31 protein-coding genes are annotated in these 26905 nt (G+C 68.6%); 8 read left to right on the forward strand and 23 right to left on the reverse strand.

Going from position 1 to position 26905, the window contains the following annotated elements:
- Positions 1-32 precede the first annotated feature (32 nt).
- Positions 33-1811, reverse strand: coding sequence for an aa3-type cytochrome oxidase subunit I (gene ctaD, locus ACZ7KI_RS39230; protein WP_005165634.1), 1779 nt, complete (start codon positions 1809-1811; stop codon positions 33-35).
- A 137-nt stretch (positions 1812-1948) separates the two neighbouring features.
- Between ctaD and ACZ7KI_RS39235 the strand changes: the two genes are divergently transcribed.
- Entirely contained in the window at positions 1949-2788 is an 840-nt protein-coding gene (locus tag ACZ7KI_RS39235) for a phosphotransferase (protein WP_470278071.1), read from the forward strand.
- Here the strand turns inward: ACZ7KI_RS39235 and ACZ7KI_RS39240 are convergent.
- Together ACZ7KI_RS39240 and ACZ7KI_RS39245 are read right to left on the reverse strand one after the other, a co-directional pair.
- A complete protein-coding gene (locus tag ACZ7KI_RS39240) occupies positions 2785-3993 on the reverse strand; it encodes a glycosyltransferase (RefSeq protein ID WP_470278072.1) in 1209 nt (402 codons plus the stop codon). The genes ACZ7KI_RS39235 and ACZ7KI_RS39240 overlap by 4 nt on opposite strands.
- 110 nt (positions 3994-4103) lie before the next feature.
- A complete protein-coding gene (locus ACZ7KI_RS39245) occupies positions 4104-4850 on the reverse strand; it encodes an alpha/beta fold hydrolase (protein WP_470278073.1) in 747 nt (248 codons plus the stop codon).
- 40 nt (positions 4851-4890) lie between these two features.
- Here ACZ7KI_RS39245 and ACZ7KI_RS39250 point away from each other — a divergent pair, with 40 nt between their 5' ends.
- A complete protein-coding gene (locus tag ACZ7KI_RS39250; protein WP_470278074.1) occupies positions 4891-5391 on the forward strand; it encodes a GNAT family N-acetyltransferase in 501 nt (166 codons plus the stop codon).
- Here the strand turns inward: ACZ7KI_RS39250 and ACZ7KI_RS39255 are convergent, their stop codons facing one another.
- Positions 5392-5679, reverse strand: a complete 288-nt coding sequence (locus ACZ7KI_RS39255; protein WP_061982250.1) for a hypothetical protein — start codon at positions 5677-5679, stop codon at positions 5392-5394. It lies immediately after the preceding gene.
- A 26-nt stretch (positions 5680-5705) separates the two neighbouring features.
- Complete coding sequence (locus ACZ7KI_RS39260; protein WP_470278075.1) at positions 5706-6458, reverse strand: AraC family transcriptional regulator; 753 nt, start codon at positions 6456-6458, stop codon at positions 5706-5708.
- Between the two features lie 51 nt (positions 6459-6509).
- Here ACZ7KI_RS39260 and ACZ7KI_RS39265 point away from each other — a divergent pair, with 51 nt between their 5' ends.
- Positions 6510-7073, forward strand: a complete 564-nt coding sequence (locus tag ACZ7KI_RS39265) for a class I SAM-dependent methyltransferase (protein WP_470278093.1) — start codon at positions 6510-6512, stop codon at positions 7071-7073.
- Positions 7074-7101: 28 nt separating this feature from the next.
- On the opposite strand, the gene ACZ7KI_RS39270 is transcribed toward ACZ7KI_RS39265, so the two are convergent.
- Entirely contained in the window at positions 7102-8226 is a 1125-nt protein-coding gene (locus tag ACZ7KI_RS39270; RefSeq protein WP_470278076.1) for an alkaline phosphatase family protein, read from the reverse strand.
- 51 nt (positions 8227-8277) lie between these two features.
- Between ACZ7KI_RS39270 and ACZ7KI_RS39275 the strand changes: the two genes are divergently transcribed.
- Entirely contained in the window at positions 8278-8490 is a 213-nt protein-coding gene (locus tag ACZ7KI_RS39275) for an FmdB family zinc ribbon protein (protein WP_016336811.1), read from the forward strand.
- Between the two features lie 97 nt (positions 8491-8587).
- Positions 8588-9550 (forward strand): mechanosensitive ion channel family protein, encoded by a 963-nt coding sequence (locus tag ACZ7KI_RS39280; RefSeq protein WP_470278077.1) that lies wholly within the window; start codon positions 8588-8590, stop codon positions 9548-9550.
- Between the two features lie 34 nt (positions 9551-9584).
- On the opposite strand, the gene ACZ7KI_RS39285 is transcribed toward ACZ7KI_RS39280, so the two are convergent.
- Both ACZ7KI_RS39285 and ACZ7KI_RS39290 read right to left on the reverse strand, forming a co-directional pair.
- The gene (locus tag ACZ7KI_RS39285) at positions 9585-9968 is read right to left on the reverse strand and encodes a DUF6401 family natural product biosynthesis protein (RefSeq protein WP_465501192.1); all 384 of its coding nucleotides are present in this window, start codon (positions 9966-9968) and stop codon (positions 9585-9587) included.
- A 57-nt stretch (positions 9969-10025) separates the two neighbouring features.
- Complete coding sequence (locus ACZ7KI_RS39290) at positions 10026-11144, reverse strand: trans-sulfuration enzyme family protein (protein WP_470278078.1); 1119 nt, start codon at positions 11142-11144, stop codon at positions 10026-10028.
- A 59-nt stretch (positions 11145-11203) separates the two neighbouring features.
- On the opposite strand from ACZ7KI_RS39290, the gene ACZ7KI_RS39295 reads away from it, so the two are divergent.
- Positions 11204-11677 carry an Lrp/AsnC family transcriptional regulator gene (locus ACZ7KI_RS39295; protein ID WP_061982398.1) on the forward strand — a complete coding sequence of 158 codons (474 nt, stop codon included), beginning with the start codon at positions 11204-11206 and terminating at the stop codon, positions 11675-11677.
- Between the two features lie 42 nt (positions 11678-11719).
- Here ACZ7KI_RS39295 and ACZ7KI_RS39300 read toward each other — a convergent pair whose 3' ends face one another.
- The 13 genes from ACZ7KI_RS39300 to nucS all read right to left on the reverse strand — a co-directional run bounded on the left by ACZ7KI_RS39300 (position 11720) and on the right by nucS (position 23751).
- A complete protein-coding gene (locus tag ACZ7KI_RS39300; RefSeq protein ID WP_470278079.1) occupies positions 11720-11998 on the reverse strand; it encodes a hypothetical protein in 279 nt (92 codons plus the stop codon).
- A gap of 186 nt (positions 11999-12184) precedes the next feature.
- A complete protein-coding gene (locus ACZ7KI_RS39305) occupies positions 12185-13018 on the reverse strand; it encodes a YwqG family protein (protein ID WP_470278080.1) in 834 nt (277 codons plus the stop codon).
- Positions 13019-13027: 9 nt separating this feature from the next.
- The gene (locus ACZ7KI_RS39310) at positions 13028-13393 is read right to left on the reverse strand and encodes a hypothetical protein (protein ID WP_470278081.1); all 366 of its coding nucleotides are present in this window, start codon (positions 13391-13393) and stop codon (positions 13028-13030) included.
- A 31-nt stretch (positions 13394-13424) separates the two neighbouring features.
- On the reverse strand, positions 13425-15200 hold the full coding sequence (locus ACZ7KI_RS39315) for a 3-hydroxyacyl-CoA dehydrogenase family protein (RefSeq protein ID WP_470278082.1): 1776 nt from the start codon (positions 15198-15200) through the stop codon (positions 13425-13427).
- A 219-nt stretch (positions 15201-15419) separates the two neighbouring features.
- Entirely contained in the window at positions 15420-16094 is a 675-nt protein-coding gene (gene dhaM / locus ACZ7KI_RS39320; RefSeq protein ID WP_470278083.1) for a dihydroxyacetone kinase phosphoryl donor subunit DhaM, read from the reverse strand.
- The gene (dhaL, locus tag ACZ7KI_RS39325) at positions 16091-16732 is read right to left on the reverse strand and encodes a dihydroxyacetone kinase subunit DhaL (protein WP_470278084.1); all 642 of its coding nucleotides are present in this window, start codon (positions 16730-16732) and stop codon (positions 16091-16093) included. The genes dhaM and dhaL overlap by 4 nt, the downstream gene beginning before the upstream one ends.
- A 1-nt stretch (position 16733) precedes the next feature.
- Entirely contained in the window at positions 16734-17735 is a 1002-nt protein-coding gene (gene dhaK / locus ACZ7KI_RS39330) for a dihydroxyacetone kinase subunit DhaK (RefSeq protein WP_470278085.1), read from the reverse strand.
- Between the two features lie 69 nt (positions 17736-17804).
- Positions 17805-18803, reverse strand: a complete 999-nt coding sequence (locus tag ACZ7KI_RS39335; RefSeq protein ID WP_470278086.1) for a DUF3558 domain-containing protein — start codon at positions 18801-18803, stop codon at positions 17805-17807.
- A 47-nt stretch (positions 18804-18850) separates the two neighbouring features.
- Complete coding sequence (locus tag ACZ7KI_RS39340) at positions 18851-19117, reverse strand: hypothetical protein (protein ID WP_465461399.1); 267 nt, start codon at positions 19115-19117, stop codon at positions 18851-18853.
- Between the two features lie 10 nt (positions 19118-19127).
- The gene (locus ACZ7KI_RS39345; protein ID WP_470278094.1) at positions 19128-20825 is read right to left on the reverse strand and encodes a sodium:solute symporter family protein; all 1698 of its coding nucleotides are present in this window, start codon (positions 20823-20825) and stop codon (positions 19128-19130) included.
- Positions 20826-21041: 216 nt separating this feature from the next.
- Complete coding sequence (locus ACZ7KI_RS39350) at positions 21042-21818, reverse strand: hypothetical protein (protein ID WP_470278087.1); 777 nt, start codon at positions 21816-21818, stop codon at positions 21042-21044.
- A gap of 44 nt (positions 21819-21862) precedes the next feature.
- The gene (locus ACZ7KI_RS39355) at positions 21863-22825 is read right to left on the reverse strand and encodes a patatin-like phospholipase family protein (protein ID WP_470278088.1); all 963 of its coding nucleotides are present in this window, start codon (positions 22823-22825) and stop codon (positions 21863-21865) included.
- Between the two features lie 266 nt (positions 22826-23091).
- Positions 23092-23751 carry an endonuclease NucS gene (gene nucS / locus ACZ7KI_RS39360; RefSeq protein ID WP_044852472.1) on the reverse strand — a complete coding sequence of 220 codons (660 nt, stop codon included), beginning with the start codon at positions 23749-23751 and terminating at the stop codon, positions 23092-23094.
- Between the two features lie 37 nt (positions 23752-23788).
- On the opposite strand from nucS, the gene ACZ7KI_RS39365 reads away from it, so the two are divergent.
- Positions 23789-24328 (forward strand): NUDIX domain-containing protein, encoded by a 540-nt coding sequence (locus tag ACZ7KI_RS39365; protein ID WP_470278089.1) that lies wholly within the window; start codon positions 23789-23791, stop codon positions 24326-24328.
- 15 nt (positions 24329-24343) lie between these two features.
- Here ACZ7KI_RS39365 and ACZ7KI_RS39370 read toward each other — a convergent pair whose 3' ends face one another.
- Positions 24344-25117 (reverse strand): enoyl-CoA hydratase-related protein, encoded by a 774-nt coding sequence (locus ACZ7KI_RS39370; protein WP_470278090.1) that lies wholly within the window; start codon positions 25115-25117, stop codon positions 24344-24346.
- Positions 25090-26076 carry a GlxA family transcriptional regulator gene (locus ACZ7KI_RS39375; RefSeq protein ID WP_470278091.1) on the reverse strand — a complete coding sequence of 329 codons (987 nt, stop codon included), beginning with the start codon at positions 26074-26076 and terminating at the stop codon, positions 25090-25092. Before ACZ7KI_RS39375 ends, ACZ7KI_RS39370 begins: the two co-directional genes overlap by 28 nt.
- A gap of 71 nt (positions 26077-26147) precedes the next feature.
- On the opposite strand from ACZ7KI_RS39375, the gene ACZ7KI_RS39380 reads away from it, so the two are divergent.
- A complete protein-coding gene (locus tag ACZ7KI_RS39380; protein WP_470278092.1) occupies positions 26148-26708 on the forward strand; it encodes a cysteine hydrolase family protein in 561 nt (186 codons plus the stop codon).
- Positions 26709-26905: the final 197 nt, after the last annotated feature.

Raw genomic sequence — 26905 nt, forward strand, 5'->3', positions numbered from 1 at the left:
AGGCAAGGCACGCGCCGATTCCGCTTATCGGGTCACTTCTCGCTGGAGTTGTCCTTCGAGTGATCACCCGGCATGGCCGCCTCGGTGAGCACCTGGGACGGCGCGCGGTGGGTGTTGACCTTCTGCTTCCCGAAGAAGCCGATCTCACCCTCCTTGTGGATGCGCTCGACCATATGCGGGTAGTGCAGCTCGAACGCCGGGCGCTCGGAGCGGATCCGCGGCAGCTCGGTGAAGTTGTGCCGCGGCGGCGGGCAGGACGTCGCCCATTCGAGCGAGTTGCCGTAGCCCCACGGGTCGTCCACCGTGACGATCTCGCCGTACCGGTAGCTCTTGAAGACGTTCCAGATGAACGGCAGCGTCGAGGCACCGAGGATGTACGCGCCGATCGTGGAGATCGTGTTCAGCGTGGTGAAGCCGTCGGACTGCAGGTAGTCCGCGTACCGCCGCGGCATACCTTCGGCGCCCAGCCAGTGCTGCACCAGGAACGTGGCGTGGAAGCCGATGAACGTGGTCCAGAAGTGCCACTTGCCGAGCTTCTCGTCCATCATGCGGCCGGTGATCTTCGGGAACCAGAAGTAGATCCCGGCGAAGGTGGCGAACACGATCGTGCCGTAGAGCACGTAGTGGAAGTGCGCGACGACGAAGTAACTGTCGGACACGTGGAAGTCGATCGCCGGCGCGGCCAGCATGATGCCGGTCAGACCGCCGAAGAGGAACGTGACGATGAAGCCCATCGAGAAGATCATCGGCGTCTCGAAGGACAGCTGGCCCTTCCACATCGTGCCGATCCAGTTGAAGAACTTCACGCCGGTCGGGACCGCGATCAGGAAGGTCATGAAGGAGAAGAACGGCAGCAGCACGGCACCGGTCGCGTACATGTGGTGCGCCCACACCGCCACCGACAGCGCGGCGATCGCCAGCGTCGCCCAGACCAGGCCCTTGTAACCGAAGATCGGCTTGCGGCTGAAGACCGGGAAGATCTCCGACACGATCCCGAAGAACGGTAGAGCGACGATATAGACCTCTGGATGGCCGAAGAACCAGAACAGGTGCTGCCAGAGGATCACGCCGCCGTTCGCGGGGTCGAACACATGCGCCCCGAGATGCCGGTCCGCCAGCAGGCCCATCAGGGCCGCGGTCAGGATCGGGAACGCCAGCAGGATCAGGATGCTGGTGACCAGGATGTTCCAGGTGAAGATCGGCATCCGGTACATCGTCATACCGGGGGCGCGCAGGCAGACCACCGTGGTGATCATGTTGACGCCACCGAGGATGGTGCCGAGACCGGACACGACCAGACCGGAGATCCACAGGTCGGCGCCGACGCCGGGCGAGTGGATGGCGTCCGAAAGCGGGGTGTAGGCGAACCAGCCAAAGTCGGCGGCGCCACCCGGGGTCAGGAAGCCGGACATCACGATCAGGCCGCCGAAGAGGTACAGCCAGTACGAGAACGCGTTCAGCCGCGGGAAGGCGACGTCGGGCGAACCGATCTGCAGCGGCAGCACGAAGTTCGCGAAGCCGAAGAGGATCGGCGTCGCGTACAGCAGCAGCATGATCGTGCCGTGCATCGTGAACAGCTGGTTGTACTGCTCCTGCGAAAGGAACTGCTGCCCGGGACGCGCCAGCTCGGAGCGGATCAGCATCGCCATCGCGCCGCCCACCATGAAGAAGGCGAACGACGTGACCAGGTACATGATGCCGATTTGCTTGTGGTCCGTCGTGCGGAACAACCGCAGCAGGTACGAACCCTTAACCGACTCCCGCGCGGGATACGGGCGCGTGGCGATCGGCTTGGGGGCTACGGCCGTCACTCCTGCCTCCAACACTCAAACCTTGTGGTGGTCAATTTCCGGTCGCCGGGGCGGGTTCTCCGACCCTCTCCGACGGCTAGTGGGGATCGTAGCCCTCACTACCGACAGTCGCGCGCACCGGCTGGCAAGATCGCGCCGTGGCCGACGAACACACGCGTGCGGGGGTGGCCGCGGCGATCGCCGTCGGTGACCGGTACGGGCTGCCGACAGGCAGCCCCGATGTCCTGCATTTCAAGTCGAACGTGCTGGTGAGACTGGGTCCGGTGGTGGCGCGGGTGCCGGGCACGACGCGCCTCGCCCGGCGGTCCCCCGAGGACTGGCTCGCGCGCGATGTCGCGCTGTCCAGGTACCTCACGGAACGTGGTGTGCTCGTCGTCTCACCCACGGCGGATCCCCCGGCAGGCCCGCATTTCGCCGACGGCCTTCCGGTCACTCTCTGGCATTACACGCCCCATGAACCGGGCGACACCCTGTCGCCACGGGAGGTGGCGATGTCACTCGCCCGAGTACACGCCACGCTCGCCGACTACCCCGGTGAGCTGCCCGAACTGGGGCCGGTCCATGACCTTCGGATCCTGCTCGACCGGCATGGTCACGCGATGGGCGGCGCGGTGTCCCGGCTGCGTGAAGAACTCGAACGGGTCGCGGCGGCCCTCCCGGCGGGCGAGGGCCGTCCGCTGCACGGTGACGCCCATCGGGGGAACGTGATCGCGACGGCGGCCGGGCCGTGCTGGCTCGACTTCGAGGACACCTGGCGCGGACCGCTCGGCTGGGACCTCGCCGTTCTCTACGCGGACCTTGGCGCTTCGGCTCTCTCCGCGTACCCGGCCGATATCTCACCTTCGTCACTTGAGCCGTTCCTCGCGTTGCGTCGATTGTTCGAGGTTCCCTGGCGGTTCGTGATCGCCCAGCGGTTTCCCGAGCGGCGCGGGGAGGCCGAGGCGGCTCTGGAGCGCTACTTCCAGCGCGTAGGCTAGACGGCCGCCATCAGCGAGCGCGCGGCGACGTCGGCCCCATCGACCCGCACCTCACCACCGACCCGACGCGCTCGCTCGGTCACCTCCGGTCGCAGCACCTCGGAGAGCGCGAGGGTCAGCGACTCCGCGCTTGGTTCCCCGGTGATCGAAGTCCCGAGGCCGAGATCGCGGACGCGCTGCGCGAAGTAGGGCTGGTCGAACATCTGCGGAACGAGCACCTGCGGTACCCCGGCCCTGGTCGCAGCCGTGGTCGTGCCGGCACCGCCGTGGTGCACGACCGCCGCGACGCGCGGGAAGAGCACCTGCTGATTGACCTCCCCGATGGCGAGGCAGTCGGGTTCGTCGTCGATCGGTGACAGTCCGGTCCAGCCGCGGAACACGATCGCCCGCCGTCCGTGCGCCCTCGCCGCGCCGATCATCGCCTTCGCGATCTCTTCCGGCGCGCGGATGCTCCCGAATCCGAAGTAGACCGGCGGTTCCCCGTCGCCGAGGAACGCATCCAGTTCCGGGGACAACGGGCTGTGGTCCGGCAGGATCCAGGCACCGGTCTGGTGTACGTCCAGCGCCGACGGTCCCCGCCATGGCGCCAGTACCGGATCGGCCGCCAGCCACGGCTCCTCGGTGAAGACATGCCCGCGGACGTCGTCGACCGGCGGCAGGCCCAGCAGCTTCCGCCGCGTGTTGAGCACCCCGCCCCATCGCTCGTTCCACCGTTCCGCGTCTTCGGCCCACAAGGACGGGATGGCGGCATCGGGATTCTTCGGTGCCCATCCCGGGAAAACGGGCGGACGATGGTGCAGCGAAGGCAGCGTTATCGGGCAATAAGCGGTGAAGAAATAGGGAATTCCTTTCCATTCGGCCACCGAATGGGTGGCGATGTTCAAGGCCATTCCCGCGACGACGGCGTCACAGCCCTCGGCCGCCTCCGGCATGGTCTCGAACTGGTTCACGACCATGGCCTCGGCCATCGCACGCCGCCCCTCGGGGGAAGCCATCGCCTTGGTCATCGCGGAATCCGGTTTCGCGGTCGGTCGCAGCTCAGGTCCGAGCGGCGCGAAGGAGATCCCGAGTCCTTCGGCCCATTCACGGAAATCCGGCGGCGCGCAGAGCCGGACGTCCTGGCCGAGTTCCCGCAACCGCGTCGCCAGCGCCACCAGCGGTTGTACCTCGCCCCTTGTCCCGATCGTGGACAGGAGTACGCGCATGGGAAATCCCCCTTCGGCAAAAACGTGAAGGCCGAATTGTGGACCGGGAATGGGGGCTTGCCGCAAGTCCCCCTGTCCGCTATACCTTTAAAGGGGCGAGGGAAACGCTTTTACGCGGGGTACCAGCCCAAGATCGCTTCGACGACTCCGGCCGGATCCTCCAGCGGCGTCAGATGTCCGGCCTCCGGCAAGACGACCAGTGTCGCGTTCGGCAGCGTCTCCACCAGGGTGTTCGCCGCGTCCAGCGGGGTCAGGCCGTCCTCTTCGCCGACCACGACCAGCGCAGGCACGTCCACCGAGCGCAGTGTTTCCACCGAATCGGGCCGTGCCGCCATCGCACGGGCCGCCCACGCGATGCCGGACGGCGGCTGCGCGGCGATCAGTTCACCGAGCCGCTCCGCGACTTCCGGCCGGTCCGCGCGGGTTTTCTCGGCGAGCAGACCGGGCGTGACCGTTTCGGGCAGCCAGGCGGCACCTTCAGTCTCGACCCGGGCCGCGAGGTCGTGCCGGGCCTGCGCGGCTTCAGGGGTGTCGGCCGTCGCCTTCGTGTCGATGAACACGAGCCCGCCCACCCGTTCCGGCGCGGCGCGCAGCACCGCCATCGTCAGGTAGCCGCCCATCGAGCAGCCGCCCAGGACGACCTTGTCGAGTTCGAGCCGATCGAGCAGGGCCACGACGTCGCGGGCGGCGTCCGCCAAGTTCGGTTCCCGGTCGGTCTCCGGCAACGGGCTGCGGCCGAGACCGCGCTGGTCGGGGGTGATCAGCCGGAGGCGCTCCGAGAGCGGCGCGCGCACCGCGTCCCACATGCGGGCGTCGACCGGGAAGGCGTGCAGCAGTACCAGCGGGAGATCCGTCATGGCGATAATTCTGTCGCACCCCGGGGCTACCGTCAGATGTGTGCTGACAGAGATCAAAACGGAGAGGCTGCTGTTGCGGCGGCTGCGCGAGGCGGATCGCGAGAACATCGTCGCGCTGCAGGCCGATCCGGAGACGAACAATTTCAACCCGGTACCGCACACCGTCGAGGGCGCGCGGGAACTGTACGACGTCTGGATGCGGCATTGGGAGGAGCAGGGCTTCGGCTATCTCGCGGTGTCCGTTTTGGACGATCCGGAGGTGATCGTCGGCTTCGGCGGCGTCCGGTATCGCGAATGGAACGGTGAGCGCGTGCTGAACCTCGCGTACCGCTTCTGGCCGTTCGCCTGGGGCAAGGGCTACGCGACGGAGATGGCGGCCGCCGTCGTCGAATGGGCGGAACGGGAAATCCCGGAGGTCCCGGTGATCGCCGACATCATGGTGGCCAACGAACCGTCGATCCGGGTCGCCGAGCGGCTCGGCTTCAAGATCCACACCGAGGAGGAATTCGAGGGAGCGCCGTCACTGCACCTGCGGCGCTGATCACCACCGGCCGGGGCGGCGCCGGGCCCGCGCGTCCCAGCAGGGCTTGTGCCAATGGCGGCGGTCGGCGACCCCGCCGGTGTCGTCGGCTGGCCAGACGACCAGATGCGGGGTCCCTGGCCGGATCTCGTGGTCGCAGCCGGGGCAGCGGTAGTCCTTGGTGGCTTGCGCGCCGGGCACGGTCCGGACCAGCCACTCCCCGTCCTTGGCCGACTCGGAGCGCGCCCAGCCGGTCGACGCGCCGAGGTCTGGGCGTCCACCGCGATCGGGCCGGTTACGTCGAGGCACGCCGAAACGGTATATGGAGTCCCGGCTCAGCCGCCGAAGTAGGCGCCCGGCGTCACACCGACAGCCCGTCGGAAGGCGACGACGAACGCGCTCGGCGAGGAATAGCCGATCCGGCGGGAGACCGCCGTCAGTGGCATGCCCTCGGCCAGCAGCGGCAACGAGGCGCGGAGCCTGGCCTGCACCCGCCACGCGCCGAACGTCGTCCGGCACTCGGTGAGGAACAGCCGCGCGAGGGTGCGTTCACTCGCGCCCGCGTCGCGGGCGAGATCAGTCAGGCCGCGCCGGTCGGCCGGATCGGCGATCACCGCCCGCGCGACGGTCAGCGCGCGCTCGTCGGACGGCATCGGCACGCTGATCGGGACGACGTCCACCGATTCGAGCAGGTCGAAAGCGACGGCTTCGGCCCGGCGGCGCGCGTCGTCGCCGAGGTCGGCCGAGCCGAGGTGTTCCAGCAGCTCCCGTAGCAGCGGCCGGACGGCGACGAGGGTCGGCGACGGCCAGCGCAGCGGGCACCGCTCCGGCGCGGCGTAGATCCCCCGCAGGACCGTGCGGGCGGTGGCGCCGGTGCGGTGACGGACCCCGGCCGGGATCCACAACGCCCTGGTCGGGGGCAGCACCCAGTACTGCTCGCCGACGTTCACGCTCAGGATTCCCCGTGCCGCCCAGGCGAGTTGGTGGCCGTCGTGCTCGTGCCACGGGAACCAGGTGCCGGCGGGCAGATCCATCTCGCCGAGCACCATCGCCGTCGGTATCGGCGGCAGGAGTCCGATTCTCGACATCGGTTGGCAGCCTATCGCCTATCGGTCACGGCTAGCTTCGGATTCATGCCGATGAACCTGGTGCACCGCAAACTCTGCAGTTCCGCGTTGTGGGCGAAAGCCGTCGCCGCCGAGATGCCGGGCAACGTCGCCGGCTTCGACCTCGGCGACTCCGTACTCGAGATCGGCCCCGGCTACGGCGCGACCACCCGGGCGCTCGTCAGGCTCGTCCCCCGCCTCACCGCCGTCGAAATCGACGAGACGTCGGCGGAACTGCTCAAGCGGGAGTTCGACGGCCGCGTGCGGATCGTCCAGGGAGACGGCGCCGCGATGCCCTTCGAGGACGGCGAGTTCTCGGCCGTCGTGTGCTTCACGATGCTGCATCACGTGCCGACGACAGCGTTGCAGGACGCGATCTTCGCCGAAGCGTTCCGCGTCCTTCGCCCCGGCGGCGTCCTGCGTGCGATCGACAACCTGGCGAACGCCCCGTTCCGGCTCCTTCACCTCGGCGACACCATGAACGCGCTCGACCCGGTTTCGGTCTGGCCCCGGCTCACCGGCGCCGGCTTCACCGACATCGAGGTCGATCACGTCCCGAAACGCTCTGTGCGGTTCTCCGCCCGGAAGCCCCACTGATCGCGTTTAGCGGGCTAAACGCGCTCGGTCAGCCGCGGGCGAGGACCAACGGGACGAGCTGTTCGGCCGGGGTCAGCGAACCGTGCTGACCGACCAAAGAGGACTCGACGGCCTCGGCCAGTTCCCGCACCAGTCCGAAGCGCCCCTTCGACGCGGCGACGACGTCACCGATCCGCGGCCGGACGCGATCCGAGACCGGCCCGAACCAGCCCGCCTCGACGGCCTCGTCGCGCGAGAGGATCCACGCCCGGTCGCCGACCACCTCGCGCCAGGCCGCGAGCACGTCGGCCTCGGCACCCGGTTCGCTGTAGACGTGCCGCGCCCGGACCTCGCCCCCGATGGTCCGGACGCCGCCGAGCAGCGCGGGCGTGTCGTCGATGTCGAGCGCGCCCTCGACGGTCACCATGCCGTGATCGGCGACGACGGCGAGGAGCGCACCGGGCGGCAGACCGTCCACAATCGACTCGACCAGCCTGTCGACCTGCCTAAGCTGCATCCGCCACGGCGACGAACCCGGTCCGTAGACGTGGCCGAGCATGTCGAGTTCGCTGTGATAGCCCCAGCAGAACGCGGGCCGCGTCTGGAGGCACTGCAGGATGCCCGCCGCCAGGTCGCCGAGCGCGTGGACGCCGACGTACCGGCCGCCGGACTGGGTCGCGCGGGTGAGCGCGGTGTCGGCGAATTTCGCCGACGAGACGACGCTGGTGGTGATGCCCGCGGCCGCCGCGCGCTCGAACGTCGTCGGCAGGGGCTGCACCTCGCGCGGAGGCAGCTTCCCCCGGAGGTCGCCGCCGTCCTCGTGGCTGGTCCAGCGCAACGCGTTCAGCACGCCCGCGCCCGGGACCTCGAAGCTGTAGCCGATCAGCCCGTGCTCCCCCGACGCCAGCCCCGTGCCGATCGCGCCGAGTCCGGCCGCGGTCGTCGACGGGAAGCCGACCCGCAGCGGCGACTTCGCCAGCTGCGTGAGCACGGGCGCGTCGGCGGCGTGCTCGGCGAGCAGTTCCCAGCCGAGACCGTCGATGAGCAGGACACCCGCACTGGACGCCTCGGCGATGCTCAGCGAGTTGGCGAACTCCGCGGCGCCGAGTGCGGAGAGGACGGACGGGACGACTTGGCCGAGGTGCGGCACTTGCGCCGCGACAGGCAGTTCCACCCGGACAGCTTGCCATCCCGGTGGACGAAAGGAGATGGGATAATGCCGGGTATGCCGACTTACGCCTACCGCTGCCGCGAGTGCGCCGGGACCTTCGAACTGCTGCGGCCGATGAGCGAGTCCGGCGCGCCCGCGCCGTGCCCGGAGGGCCACCAGGACACCGTCAAACTGCTGACGACCGTCGCGCTGACCGGGTCGGCGTCCGGACCGGCCCCCGTTCCCGCAGGTGGGGGCGGCTGCTGCGGAGGCGGCTGCTGCGGCTGACCCACCCGATCGGGTGGGTGTACGTGTGACGAAGTAATCATCGGGTATTCCCCCTCCACCAGTCTGGAACCTCCAGTGGTGGAAGGGAGCAAGTCCAGTGGCCACATCAGCACTGGCGGCCGTCGATTTCGGTCAAGGCGTGTCCAGCGCCTGGAGTTCGGTCGCCACCTTCGTCCCCAAACTGCTCGCGTTCCTGGTCATCCTGTTCATCGGCTGGCTGATCGCCAAGGCGCTCGCCAAGGCCGTGAGCATGGTGCTCGAAAAGGTCGGGTTCAACCGCCTCATCGACCGAGGCGGCTTCAAGCAGATGCTGGCCCGAAGCCAGTTCGACGCGTCGAACATCATCAGCAAGATCGTCTACTACGCCATCCTGCTGATCGCCCTGCAGTTCGCGTTCGGCGTGTTCGGCCCGAACCCGGTGAGTTCGCTGCTGAACGAGATCGTCGCCTGGCTGCCGCGCGCCATCGTCGCGATCGTCATCGTGGTGATCGCCGGTGCGATCGCCAAGGCGGTCAAGGACCTGGTCGGCAACGCGCTCAGCGGCGTTTCCTACGGCAAGGTGCTGGCCACCATCGCCTCGGTGTTCATCTGGGGTCTCGGTGCGATCGCCGCGCTGAACCAGATCGGGGTGGCCACCGCGGTCACGCTGCCGGTGCTGATCACCGTGCTCGCCACCATCGGCGGGATCGCCGTCGTCGGTGTCGGCGGTGGCCTGATCAAGCCGATGCAGCAGCGCTGGGAGACCTGGCTCGGCCGGGCCGAGGCGGAGATCCCCGCCGCGAAGGCGCAGGCCGAGGCCTACCAGCGAGGCCGGGAGGACGCCCGTCGTTCGGGTGACGTGCCGACCGAGCAGACGACCGTCCATCAGCCGGTGTCCGCCGGGCACCACGCCGCCGATCCGACCCGGACGCAGCAGGCCGGTGGCGGAATGCAGACCGGTGGCGGTTCGCCCGCCCCGCACCAGCAGTTCCCGCCGAGCCAGGGACAGATGCCTCCGCATCAGGATCCCGGCCAGCGGCCCCCCGGTGGGTCAATGCCCCCTCCGCCGGAGTACCGCTGACCTAGAACGGGAACGGATAGGGTGTCCGGCCGCCCTATCCGTTCCCCGTCGGCTGCGGTCGCCTGTCGTCCATCGTGGCGGCCAGCGAACACACGCCGACCAGACGAGCGGTCAGCCAGTCGCTGGTGTTCCAGGCCGTCAGATCGGCCGGGGCACGAAACGTCCAGCCCTTGGTCCTGGCCTCGTCGAGCAGGCCTCGCGTGTACCCCGCGAGAAGCACCACCCCGGCGACAGCCGCCGAACCTTCGACCCCCGCCGCGAGGATGTCCCGCACCGCTGCGGAGTGCTGATCGAAGACGGCCGACAGCCCGGGAAGGGCCGCCGCCGCGGCGAGCCCGGCGACGCCGATCTGCTCGTGGAGCCGCGAAAGCGTGCTACGAGCCGAAGATTCCACCCAGGACGAAACCAGATCTTTCACCCGCCCAGGTTAGCGACGCGGGACGATTTGTCGACATCCTCGTGACCACGATCTCGCTCAGCAGGCCTTGAGCGCCTGGTCGAGGTCGTGCCACAGGTCCTCGACGTCCTCCAGGCCCACCGACATCCGGATGAGCCGGTCGGTGACGCCCGCGCCGCGCCGGTCGTCCTCGGCGACGATCCGGTGGCTGATCGACGCGGGATGCTGGATGAGCGAGTCCACGCTGCCGAGGCTGACGGCCGGGGTGATCAGCCGGACCGCGCCGATGAGCGCGTGCGGATCGCCGTCGACCTCGAACGCGATCAGCGGACCGCCGAGGCTCGGGTAGTGCACCGCGCCGACGTTCGCGTGCCCGCGCAGCCGCTCGACGAGTTCGGCTGCCGTCGCGGACGCGGCGTTGACCCGCAGCGGAAGGGTCGAAAGGCCGCGAAGCAGCATGTACCCGGCTAGCGGGTGCAGCACCCCGCCGGTGGCGAAGCGGATCTGCCGCAGCATCCCGGCGTCTTCGGCACCGCAAGCGATCACGCCGCCCATGACGTCGCCATGTCCGCCGAGGAACTTGGTCGCGCTGTGCAGGACGAACCGGGCGCCGTGCCGTCCCGGGCGCTGGAGGACCGGTGTCGCGAAGGTGTTGTCGACCAGCACCGGAACCTCACCCGCGGCGCGGACGATCTCCGCGATGTCGACTTCGCGCAGGGTCGGGTTCGCGGGCGTTTCGAGCAGCACCAGACCGGTGTCGGGGCGCAGCGCCGAGGCGACACCTTCCGGATCGGCCCAGGTCACCTCGGTGCCGAGCAGACCGGACGTGAGCATGTGATCGGTGCAGCCGTATACCGGTCGGACGGCCACGATATGCCGTTTGCCTCGCGCGACGGCCACGAGCAGCGAAGCCGACACCGCGGCCATGCCGGTGGCGAACGCGACGGCGTCGTCGAAACCTTCGAGTTCGGCCAGCGCCTTCTCGAACCGTTCGACGGTCGGGTTGCTCAGCCGCCCGTAGACCGGCAGGCCCGACAGTGCGCCGGTGGCGGCGAACTCGTCGATGCGGCCGGCCTCCTCGACGCTGTCCCGTGACGGGTAGGTCGTGGACAGATCGAGCGGGGCGGCGTGGACGCCGAGGTCCGTGAGATCGTCACGGCCGGCGTGGACGGCTCGGGTGCGCAGCGTTGCGGTCATACTCCAGATGGTGCGATTTTCTCCGGATCATCCGCAATATCTTCGGATATCATTCGCCGATGTCGGATTCCGTCGAACTGAGCACGGTTGATCTTCGTATTCTGCGGCTGCTGCAGAACGACGCCCGGATCTCGAACAAGGATCTGGCCGCCGCGGTCGGCATCGCACCCTCGACCTGCCTCGACCGCGTCAACCGGCTTCGCGAAACCGGGGTGATCATCGGCCAGCGCGCGGAGGTGGACGCCGCCAAACTCGGCCGCCCGCTCGAAGCGCTCCTGTTCGTCCAGGTCCGCCCCCACCGGCGGGCGCTGGTGGACTCGTTCGTCGAGCATCTGCTCGCCCTGCCCGAGGTCCGCGCCGTCTACCACCTGACCGGACCAGACGACTTCCTCGCGCACGTCGCCACCGCGTCCGCGACCGAACTGCAGCGGCTGGTGCTCGACGAGCTGACCGCTCGCGACGAGGTCGCCAGGGTGCACACGAACCTGGTCTTCCAGCACTGGAGCGGGGGACCTTTGCTCCCGCCCGGCTGAGCGGATCGCCCGGGGCGTGCCCGGACGATCCGGTACCCCCGGCTAATCGAACTCGATCGAGAACCCGATGCCCCGCCGGTTGTTGGGGCAGTAGGCGGTCGAGCCACGCCGGTCACCCAGCCAGTGCCACTGCCCCGGGGTCTCGCCGCCGCCCTGGCAGGTGACGCGGAACCGGTAGCTGGCCGGCCCCTTGCCGTCGCACCACCCCGAGTGGCGGCCGGTCGGCACCCGGTCCTTGTTCCAGGTGTCGCACGGCGGCGCGGCGACCCGGTCCGTCGCGGCCTCCGCGGCGTTCGCCTGGACAGCCCCCGCCCCGGTCAACGCCAGGTGCCGACACGAGCACCATCGTGGCGCGTGCCGTCCGTGATCGGTGAAGCATCCTCATCTCGTCCTCCCTCGTACCGAACTGAACCGACCGCGCCGAGCCTGGCCGCGGCGGCGGGAGGAGAAAAGGCAAGAGGGCGTCCGGGTCCGTCCGGGAACGGCCGGATCCGTCCGAAGCGCAGGTCAGACGATACGGACCTTGAACGGATGCGTGCCGTCGGCCGGGCAGGTGAAGACGTTCAGCACCCCCCGCGCGCCGAACGACCAGCCGGCCGGGCCGTCTTCGGCGACCTCGCAGCCGCAGCCGACCTCGTGTTCCTCCGTGGCCAGCGCGATCGTCTGCCGCAGCTCCGCGCCGCACTCACGGCAGCCCAGGTCGATGCGATCGGTCGCGGACCAGGCCGTCCAGCCGCCGATCTTCGAGTACTGCCCCAGCTCCGGCCAGCCGTCCGGATCGTCACTCGCGCCTTCGGGGATGCCGAGCGCGGCACGGGTCTCCGCCGGGAAGTCGCAGAGCCGGGGCAGCTCGTCGATCGAGCACGGCTCGAACACACAGGGCCGCGGCAGGTATCCGGCCTCGGCGCCGTCGGGAGCCGGTGGTGGATCCGCGATGTCCCCCACCTCACCGGAATCGCGCCACACCAGCCGGACCGCGGGCCCCTGGTGGTACGGGCTGTCGTGCGTCAGCGGGCAGAGCAGGATCTGCAGGACGTCGGCGCCTTCCGGGAACTGCAGCTCCGGGAAGTCGTCGCGGAAGAGCTGCGCCGCGCTGACCATCACCGGGACCGGGCCGTCGAGCGGATGCCCGCCGTTCCAGGCGTCGTCGGAGGCGTCCGGATCGGGCGGCCAGGTCACCGGGCACTCCGGCCACGGTTCGTCCGACGGCCAGAGCAACGGGCCGCCGAAGTGGCTCTCGTCCGGACCTGGTTCGCCCGGCGCGGGGTGCAGGCGAATCGCGGTCCGGACCAGGTCGTTCAGGCCGGGGATCGGTACCCCGTCGTAAGTCAGCTGACGCACCCGGCGAGCTTAGAGGTCCGGCAGCGGATCTTCAGGTTTCGCCACGTCCCGCATGATCTCCGCGTCGGCGGCGTGCACGACCGGGACGTACTCGTCGTCGATCTCGTAGTCGACGCCGTTGAACTTGAACCACGGAGTGGTCTCGGTCCACACCGGACCGATCCGCAGGGTGCGCAGGGACGTCGCGATGACCCGTTTCGGCGTCGTCCTCGACCAGTACCCCGTCGTCAGCACCGTGATCGACTTGCGGGTCACCGCGAAGAACACGCTGGGATTGGTACTGCCGGAGATGTCGGCAGGGAACACGTAGTGGATCTCGTCGTCCGGATCGAGAAAGTCCTTGATCCGCTTCCTGACCCCAGAGGAAACCGGCATACCGTCCAAACTACCGGCCACTCACGAGGACCTACCTGGCCGAGTAGTCCTTGAAGCCCTTCCCCGTCTTCCGCCCGAGCCGCCCCGCCGTCACGAGGTGCTCCAGCAGCGGCGCGGGCGCGAAACCCTCTTCCCGGAACTCGTTGAACAGGGTCCGCTGGATCGCCAGCGAGACGTCCAGCCCGACGACGTCGAGCAGCTCGAACGGGCCCATCGGCAACCCGCAGCCCACCTTCATCGCGGTGTCGATGTCGTCGGCCTCGGCATAGTGCGCCTCGAGCATCTTCACCGCGTCGTTGAGGTACGGGAACAGCAGCGCGTTCACGATGAACCCGGCCCGATCGCCGCAGTGCACCGGGTGCTTGCCCACCGCCGCGCAAACGGCGTCCACGGTCGCGACGACGTCCGGCGCGGTGGCGATCGTCGAGACGACCTCGACGAGTTTCATCACCGGCGCCGGGTTGAAGAAGTGCACGCCGACCACGTCCGAAGGCCGCGAGGTGGCGGCCGCGCATTCGATCACGGGCAACGACGAAGTGGTCGTCGCCAAAACCGCGCCCGGCTTCACGACGTCGTCGAGCGCGGCGAAGACGGCCTGCTTGACGGCCAGATCCTCGGCCACCGCTTCGACGACGAGGTCGACGTCAGCCAACTCGTCGAAGTCCACCGCGGGCGAGATCCGGCCGAGCGCGGCGGCTGCGTCCTCTTCGGACAGTTTGCCCTTGACGACGGCCTTGTCCAGAGACTTCTTCACCCGCGCGACCGAAGCCGCGGCCTTCTCCGCGCTTCGCGCCCGCAGGATGACTTCGTAACCGCGTTTCGCGAACACCTCGACGATGCCTGTCGCCATGGTCCCGGTCCCGACGACGCCGACCTTGCGCACCTCTCGCGGCGCCACAGTGTCCACTGTGGACGCCGTGACCGCGTCGGTCACCGTCGGCGAATCGGGTTCGTCGTAGGTGTAGAAACCCTGCCCCGTCTTCCGGCCGAGCAGACCGGCGGTGATCATCTGCTTCAGCAGCGGCGCCGGCGCGTGAAGCCGGTTGCGCGACTGGTGGTACATCGTGTCGAGGATCTCGTACGCGGTGTCCAGCCCGATGAGGTCGAGCAAGGCCAAGGGCCCCATGGGATATCCGCAGCCGAATCGCATCGCGGCGTCGAGATCCTCGCGTGTGGCGTAGCGCTGTTCGTACATCCGCACGGCGTGGTTGAGATACCCGAAGAGCAGGGCGTTCGCGATGAACCCGGCGCGGTCGCCGATCACCACCGGCGTCTTGCCGAGCCGTTCGGCGAACGCGACGACGTCGGTGACGACGTCGGGCTCGGTGACCACCGTGCGGACGATCTCGACCAGCTTGAGGATCGGCGCCGGGTTGAAGAAGTGCATCCCGACGACCTTGCCCGGCCGCGCGGTGTGCACTCCGATCTCGGTGATCGACAACGAAGAGGTGTTGGACACGAAGATCGTGTCCGGGCCGGTGATCTTGTCCAGCGCCGCGAACACGTCGGTCTTGGCTTCGAGGTTCTCCGGGATCGCCTCGATCACCAAGTCCACATCGGACAGTTCTGCCGGCGACGTCGTGTAGCGGATCCGGTCCAGCAGCGCGCTCCGGCCCTCGGCGTCGAGCTTGCCGCCGGACACCGCCCGTTCGGTCGAATGCTCCAGATGGCCCCGGCCCCGGTTCACCCCGTCGTCGTCGATCTCCACCGCGACCACGGACACACCGCTTCGCGCGAGCACCTCGGCGATCCCGGCACCCATGGTGCCGAGACCGATGACTCCCACACTCGAGATTTCCCGCGCCACAACCGGCCTCCGGAGGTTACTCGCTGGTAGTTTCTCCGATCGTGCCATGCCGGGGCGCGGAAAGCAGCGGCTGTCACCCTCCTAATCGAGTAAGTGTCACCCGCGGACGAGGTCGGACGGGACCTTTGCTATCGCCCTACCGGGAGCCGAGGTAGTGAAGGCCTCCTTCACTACCTTCACGGTAGGCAAGGAGGCCTTCACGGCACGAGACCCTCAGTGTCACTCGCCGAAGTTCTGGTCGACGAGGTCTTTGACCTTGGTGAGCGCTTCTTCGGCCTGCGCTCCCCGTGCGCGGACCTCGATCCGGTCGCCCTGACGTGCGCCGAGGGCCATCAGCGCGAGCACGCTGTTGGCGTCCGCGGTCTCCTCGCCGAGCCGCACGGTGACCTCGGCGTCCAGCCCCGCGATGCTCCGGACCAGTACCGCGGCCGGCCGCGCGTGCAGTCCGACGTCGTTCCGCAACGTGAGTTCGACGCTGCTCTCGCCGTCCTGCGCGCCGCTGTCGAACGTCAGATCCGGCGGCGCGCCCGCCGACGCGGCGGCTTCGGCGACGGCCTTGCGGTCCGCGCCGCCCTGCGCCGCGACGGCCGCGGCGATCGCGCCCTCGACGAGCGGAGCGTCCACGACGACCGCCGCCGACGGATCGGCCAGCGATTCGACGGCGAGGTCCGCGGTCATCTGCGCGCTGCCGAGGTCGTACAGCAGGACGACGCCCGCGCCGGAGTCGGCACGCTGCGTCGCCGCGACGACCTCGTCGTAATCCGTCCCGATTCCGCCTTCCGACAGCCCGCCTGCCGCCGCGATGGTGACGTCCGGCGCCATCTGCGCGGCGAGTTCGGCGAGCCCTTCGGCGACTTTGGCACTGTGGGAGACCAGCACGATTCCGACGCTCACTTGGCGGCCTCCGCGAAGGCACGCAGCAGCAGCGCCGTCGAACGGGCGCCGGGATCCATATGCCCCTTCGCGCGCTCGCCGAGGTAGGAAGCGCGCCCCTTGCGCGGTATGAGGTCCACAGTGGACTCGGCGCCCTTGTCGGCGGCATCGGCCGCGGCGGTCAGGATCGCCGCGATATCCGAATCCGCCGCCTCCTCGGCGGCGGACACGGCGGGGATCAGCGCGTCGACCATGGTCGCGTCGCCACCGACGGCCTTGCCGCGCGCCTGCACTCCTTCGAGCGCCGCGCGCAGTGCCTCGACGAGCAGATGACCGTCCACTTCGGCCGCGTCGCCCAGCTTGACCGACGCGCGCAGGAAAGCCGTGCCGTACAGCGGGCCCGCGGCCCCGCCGACCTTCGAGATCAACGTCGTGGCGGCGAGTTTCGCGACCGCGGCCGGGGTTTCGGGCGTCGCGGTGTCCAAAGCGGACACGATCGCGGTGAACCCCCGGTCCAGGTTCTCGCCGTGGTCGGCGTCGCCGATGGCACGGTCGAGGTCGATCAGTTCGACCCGATGCTCGGCGATCACCGCGGCCGCCGCCCGCAAGGCGGCGGCGAGCGTCTCGGCGGTGCAGGACTCACCTTTCGCACCCCTCATCTCAGACTCCCCACCTCAGTGCCGGGGTGTGCACCGGCGCGTCCCACAACTCGGTCAGCTCGTCGTCCAGTTTCAGCAAAGTCAGGCTCATCCCCTGCATCTCGAGACTGGTGATGTACGGCCCCACCAGGCGCCGTTCGACCACGATCCCACGCTCGGCCAGCAGCCGCTCGGCGATCCCGTGCGCCAGATACAGCTCGACCAGCGGGGTGCCGCCCATCGAGTTCGTGAACAGCAGGACCTTGTCACCCGCGGTGAACGGCAGGTCCGTCACCACCGCTTCGACCATGCGCGCGACGAGTTCGTCGGCCGTCACCACGGCTGTCCGCTCGATACCGGGTTCACCGTGGATCCCGATGCCGAACTCGATCTCGTCGTCGGCGAGGTCGAAACTCGGCTCGCCCGCGTGTGGCACGGTCGGCGCGGTGAGCGCGACGCCGATCGAGCGGACCTGGCCGATCAGCTTGCGTGCCAAGGCCTCCACCGCGTCGAGCGAGTCGCCGCGTTCGGCGGCGGCGCCAGTGATCTTCTCCAGCAGCACCGTTCCGCCGACACCGCGGCGACCGGCGGTGTAGGTCGAGTCCTTGACCGCGACGTCGTCGTCGATGACCACGCTGCGCACGTCCAGCCCTTCGGCGGCGGCGAGTTCCGCGGCGGTCTCGAAGTTGAGCACGTCCCCGGTGTAGTTCTTCACGATCAGCAGGGCGCCCGCGTCCCCGGTGGTGGCCTTGACCGCGGCCTCGACGGCGTCCGGCGTCGGCGAGGTGAACACCGCGCCGGGCACGGCGGCCGTCAGCATGCCCTGCCCGACGAAGCCACCGTGCAGAGGTTCGTGCCCGGAACCGCCGCCGGAGATCACCGCGACCCTGCCCGCCACGGGTGCGTCCACCCGCACCACGATCGCGGGATCGTCCTCCACGCGCAGGACGTCCGCGTGCGCCGCGGCGAGTCCGCGCAAGGATTCCGCGACCACCGTCTTCGGGTCGTTGATGATCTTCTTCAAGGTGACCTCCGACACGTCGGCGGGTGGGGTGTCCCCTTCCTACCGCCCGCGGCCGGATGCCGCCAGCACCTAGGGCTTCGGCAGCTTGGAGAGCACCGATTTGGCGACCTTGGCCGCCTTCTCGCAGGACGCCGCTTCGTCCTTCTTCTCGTCGTAGTTCTTGTAGATCACGCCGACGATCTCGACGTCTTCGTCGACCCACGGCTTGTGCTGCCACTCGATCTTGCACTCGGCCGAACTGACGGTACCCGCCTTCTGGTACACCGCGACGCCGTCGATCTCGATCTTCTTGGTCCCGTCGCGTTCCTCGGGCGGCAGGCCGGTGCGGAAGCCGATGGAGATCCGCGGGTTGGAACCCGGGGTCCAGTCGCAGCTGTGGAAGCTGGTCAGCGTGGTGGCGCCATGCGGCACGACTTCGCCGAGAACGGCGGTGTCGGCGATGGTGCACGGATCGACGGCTGTCAGCGTGCCCGCGCTGGAGGGGTACTTCGCGGGCGACGAGTGCAGGCTCTTCACGGCCTTCGCGGCCACGGCGCGAGCGGCCGCGCACGGGTCGCCGCCGTCGTAGGTGACCGAGAAGCCGAGCCCGCGCTCCGGCTTGCGCAGCGTCATGATGCCGACGTCGCAGCTCTTGCCGTCCTTGCTCTTCCGCTCCACCTGCGGCAGCCCCTCGACCGCCGTCACGGTCACGCCTTGGCTGGAGACGTAGGTCGACGCGCCGATATCGACGCTGACCGAGAGCTGCTTGCCGCCGGCGTCGGTCACCTTCGTCCGGCAGGAGCCGAACGAGGTCGACGACGGCCGCGGGTCTTCCGGGGTGCCGAGGCTGCTCACGACCTCCTTGCCCACCAGCGGGCACGGATCGATCGTGCGCATCACCGCGGGGGTGACCGCCGGATCGTTGATGTCCCCGCTCGGCACCTCACCGCCGGAACCGGCTTCGGCGGCGACGGTGGTACGGGCGAAGTTGGACTTGCCGAGGTTCTGTCCGCAGGCCGACAGCGCGCCGAGCGCGGCGACCAGGGCCAGCGCGGACGCGATCCGGCGACGTCGAGCGTTGAGCAGCACGACGTGCACGGTAGCCGGACCGCCTCGCCGCTGTCCGGACAACCCGGCTATTCGCCGCCCTCGCCGGTCTCCGGCGTGGGCGGCACCACGATGGGCCGCAGCTTCGCCCACAGCATGAACAGCGCCGCGAACACCAGCATGCCGATGCCCGCCCACAGGTTGATGTTGACGTCGGCGGCCTTGGCGCGCTCCTCGGCGGTGGTGAACCAGATGCCCATGATCGTGAGCACCAGGCCGTAGCCGCCGATGAGCAGGGCGATGATCAGCCGGATGTCGAAGACGCCGGCCTTCTTGGGAGCTTGGGAAGCAGCCATCTCCGGCCTCCTAGAAGATGATGTTGAGCGCGATGGTCAGGATCAGCACGATGCCGGCGAGCAGGCCCGGCTTGCGGTACCAGCCCGCGTCGTCGCCGGTTTCGTCGTGCTTCAGCGACTCCTTCGGGGTGAGGGAGTAGACGAGGCCGACCAACTGGGCCTCCGGTTTCGGCGCGGTGGCGAGCGAGACCCCGACGCTGACCACGATGTCGACGACGAACGCCGTACCGGCGGCCACGAAGCTGATGCCCTGCCCGGTGAGCCCGAGGACCCCGGCCTGCGACAGCAGCCACACGGTGATCGCGGACGCGGTACCGCACACCAGGCCGACCCAGCCCGCCGTCGGCGTCATCCGCTTCCAGAACATACCGAGGATGAAGGTGGCGAACAGCGGCGCGTTGAAGAAGGAGAACAGGTCCTGCAGGTAGGTCAGGATGTTCCCGGAGTTCGACGCGATGAACGCCGTCCCGATCGCGAGCACGGTGCCGATGGCGGTGACCATGCGGCCGAGGCGGAGGTAGTAGCCGTCCGACTCGTTCTTCTTCACGTACGACTGCCAGATGTCGTAGGTGAAGACGGTGTTGAAGGAACTCAGGTTCGCGGCCATACCGGCCATGAAGGACGCGAGCAGACCGGCGAGCGCGACGCCGAGCATGCCGTTGGGCAGCAGGTCGCGCATCAGCAGCAGGATCGCGTTGTTCGCGGTGACCCCGCTGGGCGCGTCGCCGCCTTCGAGCAGAACCTGCTTGTCCTGGACGTACTCGGACACGGTGACCGCGGCGATCATGCCGGGGATGATCACGATGAACGGGACCAGCATCTTCGGGAACGCGCCGATGATCGGCGTCCGCCGCGCGGCCGACATGCTCTTCGACGCCATGGCGCGCTGGACCTCGACGAAGTTCGTCGTCCAGTAACCGAAGGACAGCACGAAACCGAGACCGAACACGAGGCCGAGTACCGAAAGGAAGCTGTTGCCGAAGCCGGTGAGGTTGTCACCCGGCCACGAGTGCAGCTGCGCCTCGCCGCCGGGGCTCGCGGTGACCTTGTCGACCAGGCCCTGCCAGCCACCGACCTTCACCAGGCCGACGATGGTCAGCGGCAGCAGCGCCGCGACGATCACGAAGAACTGCAGGACCTCGTTGTAGATCGCGGCGGAAAGGCCGCCGAGCGCGGTGTAGGAGAGCACCACCGCGGCCGCGACGATGATCGACACCCACAGCGGCCAGCCGAGCAGGAGGTTCACCACGCTGGCGAGCAGGAACAGGTTCGCGCCCGCGATGAGGATCTGCGCGCTCGCGAAGCTGATGCCGTTGACCAGGTGCGCGGGTTTGCCGAACCGGCGGAGCATGAACTCCGGGACACTGCGGACCTTCGAGCCGTAATAGAACGGCATCATCACGATGCCGAGGAACAGCATCGCCGGGATCGCGCCGATCCAGAAGTAATGGACGGTCGGCAGGCCGTAGAGCACGCCGTTGGCCGACATGCCCATGATCTCGACCGCACCGAGGTTCGCCGAGATGAAGGCGAGGCCGGTGACCCAAGCGGGCAGTGAGCGGCCGGAGAGGAAGAAGTCCAGGCTGCTCGAGACCGACCTTCGCGCCATGTACCCGATGCCGAGTACCAGTGCGAAATAGAAGGCGAGCAGGACGTAGTCGATAGGACTTGCGTCCAGCCGCAGGTTCGCATCGGCCAGCACGTGCAACCGACCCACCTCCATAGTGAAAATGTCCACGAGAAACGCCGGTAACGCGTCAATCGCGGACCATACTGCATGGATTCAGGAGCGGCAGCGCGGGAGGGCGAGGTCTGCTCGGACGTGTCCGAACGGGCAGTTTTTTGACAATTCCTGTCCTGTCACCGGCGAAAGGGCCGCTCCGGCTTGCGCCTGGAACGGCCCTTCCCCGCGACCGGTGGGGGTTTACCGGTCCGTTGGCAGGCCGACTTCGCCGTCCTCCTTGAGCAACCGGGCGAGGACGTCGTCCGGCATGTACGTGCGATGCGGATAGCCCGGGCCCCACGAGTTCAGGAACGGGACCGCGCCGAGTTCGTCGGCGCGCGGGTTGCCCAGTACCTCGTGCACCTCCTCGACGCTCTTCGCCCAGCGGAAGGCCTGGATGCCGTTCTTCACGTCGGGCGTGTAGGCGGCCCGCTTGACGTGGTCGTCGTCGGCGTAGCTCTCCGACCACGGGACGTGCCCCAGTTCGAGCAGCACCTCGGCCGCCGCGCGGACGGACGTGCCGTTGTTGTCACCGGGGTTGGTCTCGCCCCATTCGTCGCGGAGCTTCGCCTGATCCCACAGCCAGCGCGCGGCGTAGAGCTCGTTGTTGAACATCGTCATGCAGCGCGACCAGCCGAATCCGACGCAGGCACCCTCTCTGCCCTGGTCGTAGAAGGCGTACTGGGTCTCGCCGTCGGTCGATTCGCCGGGTTCGAGGCAGACACAGTGCCCGCCGCGGATCCGGGTGAGCGATTTCGCGCCGCCCTTCGCGACGAAGAACTCGCCGGACTTCTCGTCCTTTTCCGGGACGTCGAATTCCTTGTACCAGTTGACACCGATGACGACCGGTGACCGGGTGGGCCGGTCCTCGGTGGCCAGCGCGGTCAGCGGAAAGCGCTCGACGTGACGCCAGTCGTCCGGGATGAACCGGCCGAGGCGATCATCCGCCGGTTCGCTGCCGATCGGGCGATAACGCATGGGATCCTCCTATCCCTCATCCCACCGGAATACCGCCGGCGAGTTCACTGCGGCACAATCTTTTCCAGAAACCGCCGCGCGGCCTCCCGCCCGCTTTCGAAGAGGCGCTTCTTCTCCTCTTCGCCGAGCCCGAAGTCGACGGCGGAAACACCGGTCGTATCGACGTACACCGTCCGCCGGTTCACACCCTCCTCGTGCAAGCGGTAACGATTCCAGTCCGACATCAGGGTTTCGAGCGAACTGATGGCGATCCGCAACGCACTCTTCACCGGTTTGTCCCGGCCGCCGACCGGTTCCCCGGAAAGCTTCACGCCCCAGGTCGGCCAGCGCGCGGGCTTCGAGTCGGTCCGGTCGAAGACGGTGATCGGGAAGTTCGACAACAGGCCGCCGTCGACCCAGGTGACCGAGCCCTCGGGGCGGACGTCGAACTGCACCGGCCGGAAGTAGAACGGAATGGACATCGAGGCGCGGACGGCGTCGACGATCTTCTCCGCACCGGGATCGCGGCCGTACTGGGAATAATCCCAAGGCAACCGGACGAGCACCCGGCGGGTCAGGTCACTGACGTGCACGACCAGGGAATACCGTTGGTACGCAAGCAAAGTACCTTCGGGATCGTCGATGGCGAGGTCGGCGAAGGTACACACGCCGACCTCGTCCAGCAACGGCGCGAGCCATTCGGCGAGATAGTCACCGGTGTGCATCCCGTCGTGCAGGAGCAGATCGACGCCGTCGCCGATCGGACCGGTGACCTTGTCGAGCAGGGACTGATCCTGGAACCGGCGGCAGTCCATGTCGTTCATCACCGCTTCGAGCCCGCCGAGATCCTTCCCGGCCTTCTGATAAGCGGCGACCAGTGTCGCGACGATCGCGCCGGCGCTCGTCCCGGCGACCCGCGGGAACGAGTAACCGGCTTCGTGCAACTCCAGCACCGCGCCCAGCAACCCGATGCCTTTGACGCCGCCGCCTTCCAGCACCAGATCGACGTGCTTCGGAGAATCAGCCATGTCCATCACCCCTGCACCCCGCGACCACCGAATTTCGGCGCTTCCCCTCGCGGAAATCGAGTGTGACACAGCGCGAGACCGAGGATTCCGGCGTTCACCCGAATGACTCAGAAATAGCTGGTTCTTTTGCGAGTCGATTCGAGTTCGTTAATTTCCCGCGCACTTTCGGGCATTCCGTGGCGCCCGAAAGAATGCAGATACCGAGTCAAGGACTCGATTCGATATCGGCCTTTCAACGCCCCGGTCGCTCCGCGGGGTGGAGGGCGTCAGAAGAGGCGGAACTCGTCCGACTCGATGCCGCGCAGCGCGTCGTAGTCCAGCGTGAGGCACCGGATCCCCCGGTCCTCGGCCAGCACTCGCGCCTGCGGTTTGATGATCTGTGCCGCGAAGACGCCCTGCACCGGCGCCAGCAGCGGGTCGCGGTTGAGCAGTTCGAGGTACCGCGTCAGCTGCTCGACGCCGTCGATCTCGCCGCGCCGCTTGATCTCCACGGCGACGCTGGCGCCGTCGGCGTCACGCGCCATGATGTCGACCGGCCCGATCGCGGTCGGGAACTCCCGCCGGACCAGGGTGTAGCCCTCACCGAGGGTCTTGATGTGCTCGGCGAGCAGTTCCTGCAGGTGCGCCTCGACGCCGTCCTTCTGCAGGCCCGGTTCCGCGCCGAGTTCCTGGGCGTGGTCGTGGAAGATCTCGTCGATCGTGATGACGAGCTTCTCCCCCTGCTTGTTCTCGACGATCCACAGCTTGCCGTCCTCGATCAGCCAGCACGGCGGACTCATCCAGTTCAGCGGCTTGTAGGCACGGTCGTCCGAGTGCACGGACACCGAACCGTCGGCCTTCACGAGCAGCAGCCGCGTGGCCATCGGCAGATGGGCGGTCAGACGGCCGGCGTAGTCGACCTGGCAACGAGCGATCACTAGGCGCACCCCGCGAGGGTAGGACAAGCGTCGCCATACTGGTCGCATGGACCCCGTTCAGCGTGTCAGCTCGCGTGAGGTGTACCGGAACAACTGGATGACCGTGCGCGAAGACGCCATCAGGCGGCTCGATGGTTCCGAAGGGATCTACGCCGTCGTCGACAAACCCACCTGCGCCGTGGTGATCCCCTTCGACGGCGCCAGGTTTCACCTGGTCGAGCAGTTCCGCTACCCGGTGGGCCGGCGGCGCTGGGAGTTCCCCATGGGCACCGCCCCCGACCTCGCCGACCTCCCGCCGCTCGAACTCGCCGCCCGCGAACTGCGCGAGGAGACCGGGCTGATCGCGGGGTCGATGACCGACCTCGGCCACACCGACATCGCCCCCGGTATCTCGAGCCAGCGCGGTCGGGTGTTCCTCGCCACGGAGCTCACGCAGGGTGAGGCCCAGCGTGAGGTCGAGGAGCAGGACATGCGGACGGCGTGGTTCGAGCGCGACGAGTTCGAGAAGATGATCACTTCGGGGGACATCACCGACGCGCAGACGCTGGCCGCCTACACGCTCCTGTTGCTGCGCGAACGCTCTTGACCGGGACTCGCCGAGTCAGTCCGGCCAGACCGGGGAGCGCTTCTCCAGGAAGGCCGCCATCCCCTCGCGCGCCCCAGGCAGCTGCGACGCCGACGCCATCACTTCCAGCGCCAGCGCGTAGGCGTCGGCCTCGGGCCGGTCCAGCTGCGCGTAGAGCGTCTGCTTCCCCATCGCCTTGCTCGCCCGGCTGCCCCGCGTAGCGCGCTCCAGCAGCGAAGCGACGGCTTCGTCCAGTGAGTCGTCCGGGACGACGCGGTTCACCAGCCCCCAGTCCAGGGCGGTCGCCGCGTCGATGACGTCGCCGGTGAGGGCCAGTTCCATCAGTCGTTTTCGCCCGATCGAACGGGCCACCGGTACCGCGGGGGTGTGGCAGAACCAGCCGCCCTTGCCACCCGGCAGGGCGAATCCGGCGGATTCGGCGGCGACGGCGAGGTCGCACGAGGCCACCAGCTGGCAGCCGGCGGCGGTCGCGAGGCCGTGCACCCGCGCGACGACGACCTGCGGCACCGACTGCATCGTGCCCATCAGGTCCGTGCACAGCCGCAGCAGTTCGCGCACGCCCATCAGGTCACGCGCGGCGACGTCTCCGAAGTCGTGACCCGCCGAGAACACCGGTCCGGCGCCCGCCAGGACGATGCCGGTGGCGTCGGTCCGTCCGGCCTCGCGGAACGCCGCGAGGAGTTCGGCCAGGTGGTCCGCTGACAGCGAGTTCCGCCGTGCGGCGCGGTTCATGGTGATGGTGACGGTGTCGCCGTCCCGCTTCACGAGGATGTGCTCGTACTCGGCCATGCTTCGACGGTAACCGACCGGAACGTCCGGCGATACGAATCGGGTCCGACGCCGACCTCGGCCCGCAGCCGTCGCCGCAGGTTGGCGGCGGTGCCGAGGCCGGACCGCTGCGCGACCCGCTCGACCGGGAGTTCGGTCGTCTCCAGCAGCCGCCGGGCGAGCCGGACGCGTTGCGCGCGCAGCCAGCGTCCCGGCGTGACGCCGGTGGCCGCCGCGAACTCGCGGTGGAACGTCCGCTCGCTCAGTCCGGCGTGCCCGACGAGATCGTCGACACCGATGTCGTCGGCGAGCCGCTCGAGCGCCCAGTCCATTGTGGACGAAACACTCGGTCGCGACGGCTTGGACGGCAACGGATTGTCGACATATTGCCGCTGACCACCCTCCCTCGCGGGCGGCATCACCAGCCGCCGGGCGAGCGCGGCCGCGACCTCGGCGCCATGATCGCGTCGCACCAGGTGCAGGCAGAGATCCAACCCGCCGACGACACCGGCGGACGTCAGCACGTCACCCTCGTCGGTGAACAGGACGTCCCGCTGGACGACGGCGTCGCGAGCGGCGGTCTCCAGGTCGTCCAGCAACCGCCAATGCGTGGTGACCGATCGGCCGTCGAGCAACCCGGCAGCGGCCAGGGTGAAGGCTCCGGAACAGAGCGACGCCACGGTGATCCCGTTCCGGTGTGCCTTGAGCAGCGCGGCGATGGCGACCGCGGGCACCTCGGCGTGCGGATCGACCCGGCCGGGTACGAGGAGGAGATCGCAGCCGTCGAGCCCGCTCAGCCCATGGGTCGCCTCGATCTGGCCGAACGGGCGAGTGGCGACCGTCGCGCGGCTCGGCGAACACAGCCGGACCTCGAAGGGGCCGATGCCGCTGTCGGTCCGGTCCACACCCCAGACCTCGCCGATCACGCCGAGGTCGAAGGACCGGCTGCCCGGCAGGAGGAGCACACCCACGGTTTGCATGGCAGAAAAGTACCGCATCGCGCTTCTTCTGCCACTCCCCTCTCGCGACGGAACGCGTGAAACTCGAAGCCATGACCACTGAAACCAAGGCCCTGCTCGTGATCGACGTCCAGCGTGGCTTCGACAAGCCGGTCTGGGGACCGCGCAACAACCCGGGCGCGGAAGCCAACATCAAGGCGCTCGTGGACGCCTGGCAGGAACGGGGACTGCCGATCGTGCTGGTGCACCACGACTCCGTCAAACCCGGCTCGTCGCTGCGGCCCGGCCAGGAGGGCAACCACTTCAAGCCCGAACTCGACGGCGTCCGCGCGGATCTCGTGTTCGGCAAGAAGGTCAACTCGGCCTTCCACGGCGACATCGACCTCGACGGGTGGCTGAAGACGCGCGGCATCACCTCGTTCGTGCTCGCCGGCATCCAGACGAACTTCTGCTGCGAGACCACCGCGCGGATCGGCGGAAACCTCGGCTACGACGTCACTTTCGCCCTCGACGCCACCTTCACCTTCGACCTCGCCGGTCCGGACGGGAGCGTCCTCACCGCTGACGAACTGGCCAAGGCGACCGCGACGAACCTGCACGGCGGCGGGTTCGCCACGGTCACCTCGACGAAGGACATCCTCGGGAGCCTTTGAAGCCTCCGGAGCGCTTGGGTCGAGGTGGTCGTGAGTGGCGATTCGGGTTATTGAGAGGTAACCCAAACGTGGCGTGCCCCGGCGTGGGTCCGGACCGGCTGGCGGGAGCGGGGACGGCGACTGGTCTGTCCACAAAGGACCCTATTTGCACGGGTAAGTGTCCAACTTGGGCGGTATGCGTGGTTTCGCGAGCGGGT

The organism is Amycolatopsis sp. NPDC039088 (assembly GCF_055598845.1).